Origin of the sequence: Streptomyces sp. MnatMP-M17 (assembly GCF_900091995.1) — a bacterium.
In the GTDB taxonomy this organism is placed as follows: domain Bacteria; phylum Actinomycetota; class Actinomycetes; order Streptomycetales; family Streptomycetaceae; genus Streptomyces.
The window spans coordinates 1-10,174 of the sequence record NZ_FMDK01000393.1 but is presented as its reverse complement, the minus strand read 5'-3'; the positions used below and the strand labels follow the sequence as shown (position 1 = coordinate 10,174).

Annotated in this window: 10 protein-coding genes; 2 read left to right on the top strand and 8 right to left on the bottom strand. The window is 70.2% G+C overall.

Going from position 1 to position 10,174, the window contains the following annotated elements; translation table 11 throughout:
• From GA0115259_RS18235 to pdhA, 3 genes are all read right to left on the bottom strand, one after another.
• A partial coding sequence (locus GA0115259_RS18235) for a biotin/lipoyl-containing protein (RefSeq protein WP_305129503.1) occupies positions 1–269 on the bottom strand: 269 nt, incomplete at its 3' end.
• Positions 251–1,255: an alpha-ketoacid dehydrogenase subunit beta gene (locus GA0115259_RS18230; protein WP_093598017.1), complete on the bottom strand. Its 1,005-nt coding sequence runs from the start codon at positions 1,253–1,255 to the stop codon at positions 251–253. The genes GA0115259_RS18230 and GA0115259_RS18235, both read right to left, overlap by 19 nt.
• Entirely contained in the window at positions 1,252–2,415 is a 1,164-nt protein-coding gene (gene pdhA, locus GA0115259_RS18225; RefSeq protein ID WP_093598014.1) for a pyruvate dehydrogenase (acetyl-transferring) E1 component subunit alpha, read from the bottom strand. Before pdhA ends, GA0115259_RS18230 begins: the two co-directional genes overlap by 4 nt.
• A gap of 175 nt (positions 2,416–2,590) precedes the next feature.
• Here pdhA and GA0115259_RS18220 point away from each other — a divergent pair, with 175 nt between their 5' ends.
• Positions 2,591–3,199 (top strand): Lrp/AsnC family transcriptional regulator, encoded by a 609-nt coding sequence (locus tag GA0115259_RS18220; protein ID WP_093598011.1) that lies wholly within the window; start codon positions 2,591–2,593, stop codon positions 3,197–3,199.
• A 42-nt stretch (positions 3,200–3,241) separates the two neighbouring features.
• Here the strand turns inward: GA0115259_RS18220 and GA0115259_RS18215 are convergent, their stop codons facing one another.
• Complete coding sequence (locus tag GA0115259_RS18215; protein WP_093598007.1) at positions 3,242–3,835, bottom strand: TetR/AcrR family transcriptional regulator; 594 nt, start codon at positions 3,833–3,835, stop codon at positions 3,242–3,244.
• Positions 3,832–5,358, bottom strand: a complete 1,527-nt coding sequence (locus GA0115259_RS18210; RefSeq protein WP_093598004.1) for a 3-hydroxyacyl-CoA dehydrogenase — start codon at positions 5,356–5,358, stop codon at positions 3,832–3,834. The genes GA0115259_RS18215 and GA0115259_RS18210 overlap by 4 nt, the downstream gene beginning before the upstream one ends.
• 233 nt (positions 5,359–5,591) lie before the next feature.
• Here GA0115259_RS18210 and paaN point away from each other — a divergent pair, with 233 nt between their 5' ends.
• Positions 5,592–7,310 (top strand): phenylacetic acid degradation protein PaaN, encoded by a 1,719-nt coding sequence (paaN, locus tag GA0115259_RS18205; protein ID WP_093598001.1) that lies wholly within the window; start codon positions 5,592–5,594, stop codon positions 7,308–7,310.
• 54 nt (positions 7,311–7,364) lie between these two features.
• Here the strand turns inward: paaN and GA0115259_RS18200 are convergent, their stop codons facing one another.
• The 3 genes from GA0115259_RS18200 to GA0115259_RS18190 form a co-directional block, all read right to left on the bottom strand.
• Positions 7,365–8,165: a TrmH family RNA methyltransferase gene (locus tag GA0115259_RS18200; protein ID WP_370748101.1), complete on the bottom strand. Its 801-nt coding sequence runs from the start codon at positions 8,163–8,165 to the stop codon at positions 7,365–7,367.
• Positions 8,162–9,487, bottom strand: a complete 1,326-nt coding sequence (locus GA0115259_RS18195) for an HTTM domain-containing protein (protein ID WP_370748099.1) — start codon at positions 9,485–9,487, stop codon at positions 8,162–8,164. The genes GA0115259_RS18200 and GA0115259_RS18195 overlap by 4 nt, the downstream gene beginning before the upstream one ends.
• 14 nt (positions 9,488–9,501) lie before the next feature.
• Positions 9,502–10,174, bottom strand: a 673-nt coding sequence (locus GA0115259_RS18190; RefSeq protein WP_107469210.1) for a DUF5819 family protein, incomplete at its 5' end; no start/stop codon positions are given.

Genomic DNA, 10,174 nt, shown 5'->3' with positions numbered 1-10,174 from the left:
TCCGACGCGCCCACCGCCACCGTCAGCAGCGGAGCTCCGACCGGCAGCTCCGTGCCCTCCTCGCCGTAGCGCGCCGTGACCACGCCTCCGTAAGGACAGGGCACCTCGACCATGGCCTTGGCCGTCTCGACCTCGACCACCGGCTGGTCGATGGCGACAACATCTCCCACCGACACCAGCCAGCGGACGATCTCCGCCTCGGTCAGCCCTTCACCGAGGTCAGGCAGTTTGAATTCCAGCACCTGGGCCATCAGCTCTCCGTCTCCCACTGGAGCCGCGCGACCGCGTCCAGCACCCGGTCCACTCCCGGAAGATGGTGCCTCTCCAGCATCGGCGGCGGATACGGAATATCGAATCCCGCCACCCGCAGCACCGGCGCCTCCAGATGGTGGAAGCAACGCTCGGTGACCCGGGCGGCGATCTCGCCGCCGGGGCCGCCGAATCCGGTGGACTCGTGGACGACCACGGCCCGGCCCGTACGCCGTACGGATTCGGCCACCGTCTCGTCGTCGAACGGCACCAGGGAGCGCAGATCGACCACTTCCAGATCCCAGCCCTCGGCACGGGCCGCCTCGGCCGCCTCCAGACAGACCGGCAGGGACGGACCGTAGGTGATGAGGGTGGCGCTGCTGCCCCGGCGTCTGACCACGGCGCGGCCGACCGGCTCGACCACGGCCGGCGCGTCGGGCGACCACGCGGCCTTCGACCAGTAGAGCCGCTTCGGCTCCAGGAAGACGACCGGATCGTCCGAGGCGATCGCGGCCCGCAGCAGTCCATAGGCGTCGTCCACCGTGGCGGGAGTGACGACATGGAGGCCGGGCGTCGCCATGTAGTACGCCTCGGAGGAGTCGCTGTGGTGCTCGACTCCGCCGATCCCGCCGCCGTAGGGCACCCGCACGGTGATCGGCAGCGGCATGGCGCCGCGCGTGCGGTTGCGCATCTTCGCCACATGGCTGATCAGTTGCTCGAACGACGGATACGCGAAGGCGTCGAACTGCATCTCCACGACCGGCCGCAGTCCGTACATCGCCATCCCGACGGCCGTGCCCAGGATGCCCGCCTCGGCCAGCGGAGTGTCCGTGCAGCGGTCGTCCCCGAACTCCGCGGCCAGCCCGTCGGTGATCCGGAAGACGCCGCCGAGCGTGCCGACGTCCTCACCGAGCACATGGACGGACGGGTCCTCGGCCATCGCGTCGCGCAGCGCGCGCCGCAGGGCCTGCGCCATCGTGGCGGGCTTCACCGCGACCGTGGTCATCGCGTCTCACCGGGCCCTTCCTCGTCCGACGCCGCCAGCTCGGCGCGGAGCTGGGCCGCCTGCTCACGGAGCTGGGAGGTCTGGTCCGCGTAGACATGTGCGAAGAGATCCATCGGGTCGAGCACCGGCTCGGCGTTCATCCGGTCGCGCAGCCGCGCGGCCATCGCCTCCGCGGCCTCGGCGGCCTGCCGGACGCCGTCCTCGCCGAGGATCCCGCGCGCGGTCAGCTCATCCTCCAGCAGCCGGACCGGATCGTGCGCGCGCCAGGTCTCGACCTCGTCGTCGGGGCGATAGCGGGTCGCGTCGTCCGCGTTCGTATGCGCCTCGATGCGGTAGGTCACGGCCTCGACGAGCGTCGGTCCCTCGCCGCGCCTGGCACGGGCCATGGCCTCGGTGAGCACCATGTGCACCGCCAGCGCGTCGTTCCCGTCGACCAGCCGGCCCGGCATTCCGTACCCGACGGCCTTGTGGGCGAGGGACGGCGCCGCGCTCTGCTTGGCGAGCGGCACGGAGATCGCGAAGCCGTTGTTCTGTACGAGGAAGACGACCGGGGCCCGCCATACGGCGGCGAAGTTCAGCGCCTCGTGGAAGTCGCCCTCGCTGGTGCCACCGTCGCCCACCAGGGCCAGCGCGACCAGATCGTCGCCCTTGAGCCGGGCGGCGTGGGCGAGGCCGACGGCATGCGGGAGCTGGGTGGCGAGCGGTGTGGACAGCGGCGCGACACGGTGCTCGTGCGGGTCGTACCCGGTGTGCCAGTCACCTCGCAGCAGCGTCAGCACCTCGACCGGGTCAAGTCCGCGCGCCACGGCCGCGAGGGTGTCGCGGTAACTGGGAAAGAGCCAGTCCTGCTCGCGCAGCACGAGTGCGGCGGCGACCTCGCAGGCCTCCTGTCCGGTGCTCGACGGATAGACGGCGAGCCTGCCCTGCTTGGTGAGAGCCGTGGCCTGCGTATTGAACCTGCGGCCACGGACCAGCTCGGCGTGGAGCCGCAGCAGCAGTCCTGGATCGGCGTCGGCCACGGCGTCCGTGCCCAGCGCGCGATACGGCTCGGCGTCGGGAAGCAGTGGTGCGGGATCGGTACGCGGCTGCCACGCCGGTGGCGGAGTGGGCCGGCGGGCCGCGGCACCGGGCAGTTCCTGGACCGTACTGCTCTTCTTCACGCGTGCACCTCCTCGTGGGAGCGGGCGGGCGACGGGTGCCTGGTGTGGCCCGTCTCACCTACCGATTGTTCGGTCGTTGAGGCATTTTGGCTACAGGCGGCTTCAGCCTGTGGACAAACGGTTCTCCACAGCCTGGGATGGTCACAGGTCGTCCATCACGGAGAGGCGGGGGGACATGGGAGCTGAACAAATGGCCGACGGCGCGGACCAGGGCGCCGAGCCGGCCGTACGCGACACCGCCGTACGCGGCGCGGCCGACACCGGCCGTGGCGGCGACGGTACGAGCGGTACGAGCGGTACGAAACAGCCTCCTGCGCCGCCGCGCCCGCTCGACGCCATCGACCAGGACATCCTCCGGATCCTCCAGACGGACGGCCGCGCCTCGATACGGTCCGTGGCCGAGCGTGTCCATGTCTCGCGCGCCAACGCGTACGCCCGGATCAACCGGCTGATCGACGACGGAGTGCTACGCGGCTTCAGCGCCCGGATCGACCATGAACGCGCAGGTCAGGGCGCGTCCGCGTATATCACCTTGAAGATCGTGCAGAACTCCTGGCGCACCGTGCGCGAACAGCTCGAAGAGCTGCCGGGAGCCACGCACATCGCCCTGGTCAGCGGTGACTTCGACGTACTGCTGCTGGTGCACGCGCCGGACAACCGGTCCCTGCGCGAACTCGTCCTGACCAGGCTCCAGTCCATTCCGGAGGTGCTGTCCACCCGCACTCTGCTGGTGTTCGAGGAGACGGACCTCGGCCCGGGAACAGCCACGGGCCCGACACTCTAGGCTCTGCCCGGTCCTGGTCCCCAACCTCGCAGGGCAATACAACTAGCGCTCCGTGCGCAGTCCGTCGAAGGCCATCCGTACGACCGCCTCCGCCACCTCGTCACGGCCATGGCCGCCGACCGCACGCGGCCGGTACCACTCCACCAGGGAGTTGACCATGCCGAAGAGCAGCCTGGTCGCCAGCCGGATGTCCATATCGGCCCGCAGATCACCGTCCGCGGCGGCGGCCTTGAGCAGATCGGCCACCCGCTGGTCGAACTCGCGGCGCCGCTCCATCGCCCAGCGCTCGGTCTGCGTATTGCCTCTGACCCGCAGCAGCAGCGTCACATAGGGCAGTTCGGCCATCAGCACCTCGACCGTACGGCGGGTCACATACTCCACGCGCGCGATGGCCCGTCCCTGGACCGCGCCGTCCTCGTCGAGGATCCCGAAGAGCCCGTCCAGGGCGCGGCTGACGGCGAGGCGCAGCAGCTCCTCCTTGCCCACGACATGGTGGTATATCGAGGACTTCGAGATCCCGGCGGCCTTGGAGAGATGCTCCATGGACGTGCCGTCGTAACCGCGCTCGTTGAAGACGCGGACCGCGACGGTCAGCAGAGTCTCGGGCGTGTACGTGTCGCGTTTGGCGGTCGTCATGACGCGTCGTCCTCCTCCTGTGCGGCGGCCAGGCGGCGCAGTGCCTGGGAGGGGGCGTAACGGCCGATGGGATACTCCTCGTGCAGCGACTCCAGCGTCTCCAGCACCCACCGCGCGCCGAGCTCCGCGCCCCAGTCGAGCGGCCCGCGCGGGTAGTTGACGCCCAGTCGCATCGCGGTGTCGATGTCGTCCGAGGAGGCCACTCCGCGCGCCGCCGCGTCGAGCGCGAAGTCCACGAGCATCGCGACCGTACGGGCCACGATCATGCCCGGGACGTCGGCGATCACGCTGACGTCCTTGCCGAGTGCCTGGAAGAGGCCGACGGCCTCGTTCAGGGCCGCCCTGTCGACTCCGGCGGCGGGTGCCAGGGCGATCCGCGTCGCCGCGCGGTAGTCCAGCGCGAGATCGAAGTGGATGACGGGCATCCCGGCGTCGTCGGCGGCCGACCCGTCCGCCAGGAACAGCCGTGTGCCGCCGGACAGCTCGATCCAGCCCGGATAGCCGGGAACGGCATCCTCCTTACGGAGGACCTCGATACCGGCCTCCTCGATCAGACCGGGCAGCGTGTCAGCCGCCAAGAGTCCGCCCTGCACGGTGACGGACGCGGGCGCCGGCGCGGGCCCTTCCGTCCGTGCTCCGGCGCCCGGCGTGGCGCCCTCGCCGTACGGGAACCAGCCCTGGCCCGACTTGCGGCCCAGCCGTCCCGACTCCACCAGCCTGCGCTGCGCGAGCGAGGGCGTGAACCGCACATCCTGGAAGAAGGACTCCCACACGGACCGTGTGACGGCCTCGTTGACGTCCTGGCCGATCAGATCGGTGAGCTCGAAGGGACCCATCCGGAAGCCGCCGGACTCCCGCAGCACCGCGTCGATCGTGGCGGGGTCCGCGGCCCTCTCCTCGTAGATCCGGAACGCCTCGGCGTAGTACGGGCGGGCGACGCGGTTGACGATGAATCCCGGCGTGTCCGCGCAGCGCACCGGTGTCTTGCCCCAGGCACGCGCCGTCTCGAACGCGCACCGCGCGGCCCGCTCGTCCGTCGCGAAGCCGCTGACGACCTCCACGAGCGGCAGCAGCGGCGCGGGATTGAAGAAGTGCAGTCCGACCAGACGGCCCGGGAGGCGCAGCCCGCCGGCGACAGCCGTGACGGAGAGGGAAGAAGTGTTCGTGGCGAGCAGACAGTCGTCGCCGACGATGTCCTCCAGGGCCGCGAACAGTTCCCGCTTGACGGAGAGCTGTTCCAGTACGGCCTCGACGACCAGCGCGGCATCCGCCAGCTCGGTGAGTTCCGCGGCCGGACGGAGCCGGGCCACCGCGGCGTCGCGCGCCGAGGCGTCGAGCCGGCCCTTCTCGGCCAGCCGGTCGAGTCGTCCGGTGAGGGAGGCGGCGGCCTGTTCCGCGCGGCCGGGCACGGCGTCGTAGAGCCGTACGGGATGGCCGGCGACCAGGGCCACCTGGGCTATGCCCTGGCCCATCGTGCCGGTGCCGACGACCGCGACGACACGGCCGGGCTCGATTGCTGTCATGGAAGCAATCCTCCCGTATGAGCGGGCCTCGAAAGGGCCATGGGTTCTCCACAGGTGAGTTGTCCACAGGTTCGCCGGGCCCTCTTGTCCCGACCGATCGTTCGGTTACTCTAACTCTGTCCGTCCGCTCATGTCCCTGTCCCGTCCCGTCCCGTCCCGACTCTCCCGTCCGTCTCCCGTTCCGTTTCCCGTCCGTGTCCTGATACTCAGCCCGACCGAGGAGTGGGTCCGTCATGGCCGCCCAGCTCAGCCCCCAGCAGCTCTCAGAAAAGCACCGGTCCACGCTCGACCAGGCCCTGGACGCGATCCGCAGCCGCGCCTACTGGTCCCCGCACCCCGAGCACCCCAAGGCGTACGGCGAGAGCGCGCCGGCCGAGGGGCTCGCCGCGTTCCAGGCACTGCGCGGCACCCGCTTCGAGCTGGACCAGCCGGGCACCGACGGCTGGACGGGCGGCGAAGTCTCGCCGTACGGCCCGGCGCTGGCGGTCGAGTATCCGCATGTGGACCCGGATGTCCTGCTGCCCGCCATGCGCGCGGGCATGGGCGCCTGGCGCGAGGCGGGACCGGAGACACGCGCGCTGGTCTGTCTGGAGATCCTGGCGCGCATCAGCGCCCGCACGCACGAGTTCGCCCACGCGGTGATGCACACCAGCGGACAGGCCTTCATGATGGCCTTCCAGGCGGGCGGGCCACATGCCCAGGACCGCGGCCTGGAGGCCGTGGCGTACGCGTACGCGGAGCAGACCCGGACACCGGCCGCCGCCGACTGGTCCAAGCCGCAGGGCAAGCGCGATCCTCTTGAGCTGCGGAAGACCTTCACCGCGGCCCCGCGCGGTATCGCGCTGCTGATCGGCTGCAACACCTTCCCGACGTGGAACGGCTATCCGGGCCTGTTCGCGTCCCTGGCCACCGGCAATCCCGTGCTGGTCAAGCCCCATCCGCGCGCGGTGCTGCCGCTCGCGCTGACGGTTCGGGTGGCCCGCGAGGTGCTCGCCGAGGCCGGATTCGACCCGAATCTGGTCGCGCTGGCCGTGGAGCGGCCCGGCGAGGGCATCGCCAAGTCGCTGGCCGCGCGCCCGGAGATCCGGATCATCGACTACACCGGATCGACCGCGTTCGGCGACTGGCTGGAGACCCACGCCCGCCAGGCGCAGGTCTACACGGAGAAGGCCGGCGTCAACACCGTCCTCGTCGACTCCACCGACGACTACAAGGGAATGCTCTCCAATCTGGCCTTCTCGCTCTCCCTCTACAGCGGCCAGATGTGCACCACTCCGCAGAATCTGCTGATCCCCCGGGACGGCATCACGACGGACGCGGGCGAGAAGTCGTACGACGAGGTGGTGGCCGATCTCGCGGCCTCGGTGAGCGGTCTGCTGGGCGACGACGCCCGTGCCAACGCGCTGCTGGGCGCGCTGGTCAATCCCGATGTGAAGGCCCGGCTGGAGGCCGCCGCCTCGCTGGGCGACATCGCGCTCGCCTCGCGTGAGATCGTCCATCCCGAGTTCCCGGACGCGGTGGTCCGTACGCCCGCGATCGTGAAGGCCGACGGCGCCCGCAAGTCCTGGGAGAAGGCCGGCGAGGGCGGGACCGAGGCGGAGACGGAGGTGCCGTATCTCGCCGAGTGCTTCGGCCCGGTGTCCTTCGCGGTCGCCATGGACTCGACGGACGACGCGCTGGAGCTGCTGCGGCGCACGGTGCGTGAGAAAGGCGCGATGACGGTGGGCGCGTACACGACCTCGCCGGAGACGGAGCGCGCGATCGAGGAGGTCTGTCTGGAGGAGTCCGCGCAGCTCTCGCTGAATCTCACGGGCGGCGTGTATGTGAACCAGACGGCCGCCTTCTCGGACTTCCATGGCTCCGGAGGCAATCCGGCGGCGAACGCGGCGCTGTGCGACGCGGCGTTCGTGGCCAACCGCTTCCGGATGGTGGAGGTCAGGCGTCAGGCCTGAGAGCCGGCCCAGGCTCCGGTAGCCGACCCGCGCGCAGAGGCTGACCGCTCGCGCTCAGGGCGCGGGCGGTCCGGAGACGCTCGGCGCGCCGGCGTCCGGGATGTCGGCGTGCCGCTGGATCCAGGCGTGCATGGCGATCGCCGCGGCGGCTCCCGCGTTGATCGAGCGGGTCGAGCCGAACTGCGCGATCGAGCACACCATCACGGCGTGCTCACGGGCCTCCTCGGTCAGACCCGGGCCCTCCTGGCCGAAGAGCAGCACACAGCGGCGAGGCAGTTCGGTCCGCTCCAGCGGAACGGATCCCGGCAGATTGTCGATCCCGATGATCGGCAGCCCTTCGGCCGCCGCCCACGCCGTCAGCTCGGCGGCGCCGGAGTGATGGCGCACATGCTGGTACCGGTCGGTGACCATCGCACCGCGCCGGTTCCAGCGCCGCCGCCCGACGATATGGATCTCCTTGGCGAGGAAGGCGTTGGCGGTACGGACCACGGAGCCGATGTTGAAGTCATGGGTCCAGTTCTCGACCGCCACATGGAAGTCATGGCGCCGGGTGTCGAGATCGGCGACGACCGCCTCGCGCGTCCAGTACCGGTAGCGGTCGACGACATTGCGCCGGTCCCCGGCCGCCAGCAGCTCCGGATCGTAGCGCTCGCCCTGCGGCCAGGGCCCTGGATGCGGCCCGACGCCGATCTCCGGGCCGAAGCCCTCGTCGTACTGAACGGGCTCCAGCGTCTCGTATTGCGTCTCGTACGGAACGGGCTCCGGCGTCTCGGCCGGTGTCCCTCGGCCCGTCGTCATGGCCTCATGGCCCGCCGCCGTGGCCCGATCGGCCTCCGCCGTTGTCTCACTGGTCACCCGACGAGAGTACGGGTCTGCTCCGGGCTGTCGCGTCGTTGCTCCGGCAGGCGCTTCCGGTCCCGGGCGAACAGCCGGTGCCACAGCCCGGTGATCCGGCCGCCGAGCCAGCGCAGGAAGTTCGTCGGCAGGAACACCGCGTCGGCGGCGATCATCGCGAGTGAGAAGAACGGCAGTCCCAGCAGTAGGGCGATGCCCGCGTGCTCCAGCATCATCGCGACCAGCAGCACATTCTTGACGCGCCGGTTGAGGAGCGCGAACGGGAAGGCGACCTGCACGATGACCGTGCCGTAGGTCAGCAGCATCACCATCACACCGCTGGACGCGAGCAGTCCGGAGAGCTCCGGCCAGGGAGCGAAGTAGTGCAGCTTGAGCGGGTAGTAGAGCGCGGTGCCGTCCTGCCAGCGCGAGCCCTGGATCTTGTACCAGCCGGCAGTGGCGTACACGAGACAGACCTCGGCCATGATCACAAACAGCGCGGCGTTGTGGACGAGATTGGCGAGGACGTCCAGCAGGGCGCGCGGCTGGCCGTTCGGCGCGTGGAGATTCACCGCCCACCACACGACCTGTGCGATCCACACGCCCCAGAAGAGGACCAGCAGCCATGAGTCGCCCTGGAACCGGCCCGTCGCCATCGTCAGCGTGCCGAAGATCAGGACCACTCCGAGGCAGCCCCAGAGAAGCGGCCCGACCCGGTCCCGGGCGCCCAGGATCCCGGGCTCGTGCCCTGCCCCGCGCCGGGCCGTCGTACGCGCCGCGCGCCTGGCGTCCAGCGACCAGACCTGACCGCAGCGGGTCAGTACGAGATAGATCGCCATCAGATGAATGACATTGTCGCCGCCGTCACCCATGAAGATGCTGCGGTTCTGGAGCGACAGCACACCGAACATGAAGACCACGGACATGGTGCGGGTATGCCAGCCGACCAGCAGCAGCGCGCTGGACAGCACGGCCACGGCGAAGACGATCTCGAACCACACCGTGCTGTCCGACCACATCAGCCCGGTGAAGGCGCCGTTCCGCGCGATGAGCTGCCGGGCCATGTCCCAGCTCCACGGGCCGTCGGGACCGTACAGCTCGCGCCGGTTCGGCAGTTCCCACAGCAGGAACAGCAGCCAGGTACCGGCGAACCCGATCCGGACGACCGCGCTCTGGTACGGGCCGAGGGCGGTGGCGGTGACGCGCTGGACGGCGCGGCCGACCCGTCTCTCGGCGGCGAACAGAGGCTTGCTTGCGGCCGGCGCGCCCGGCCGCTCGTTGAGACGCGCGCCCGGCCGCTCGTTGAGACGCGCGCCCGGCTGCTCGTCAAGAGGCTCGCTCACTGGAAGACGCTCGCTCACCGGCCCGCCTCCGTACGGCCGTTGCGTACGCCCTCGGGCAGATCGGTGGCGTTCACCGTCCACCACGGATAGAGCCGGTAGACCGGTCGCGTATTGATCTTCTCAGTGCTCCACTCGGGCGCGGCCACCGAGCTCGCGGCCGACCTGAGCTGGATGCGTTCCACCGACCCGCCCAGGTCGTGGTCCTCAAGACGCAGCATCACGATACGGCGGACATAGCTCTCGGAGAGCTGTCCGCGCAGCCCGTTGGGGCGGTTCTTGTCGTCGTGCGACCCGACGAAGAAGTCCCAGCCGCGGCGCAGTTCGTTCTGCTCGACATGGCTGGGAAGAGGATTGCCGCGTATCGCCGCGCCGTCCTCGGCGGAGAGATCGATCCAGCCGGTGGTCGTCAGCGAGCCGTCGCCCTTCGCGACCTCCGCCCGTACCTGGACGGCGACGTTCTGCTGGAGCGGATTGGGCGCGAAGAGCTTCCAGTTCTGCTCGAACTCGGGATAGACCCACCCGTCGACGGCCTTGCCGTACTGCTTGGTGATCGTGTTGGACGGAGCGACATGCAGAAAGACCATGGCCAGATGGGTGCAGGCCAGCAGCCCGACGATCACGAGCACCGCAACCGCCGCCAACTGGCCGGGAAAGGAGAGGCCGGCCATCCCGGCGGCGGGCGGCTGC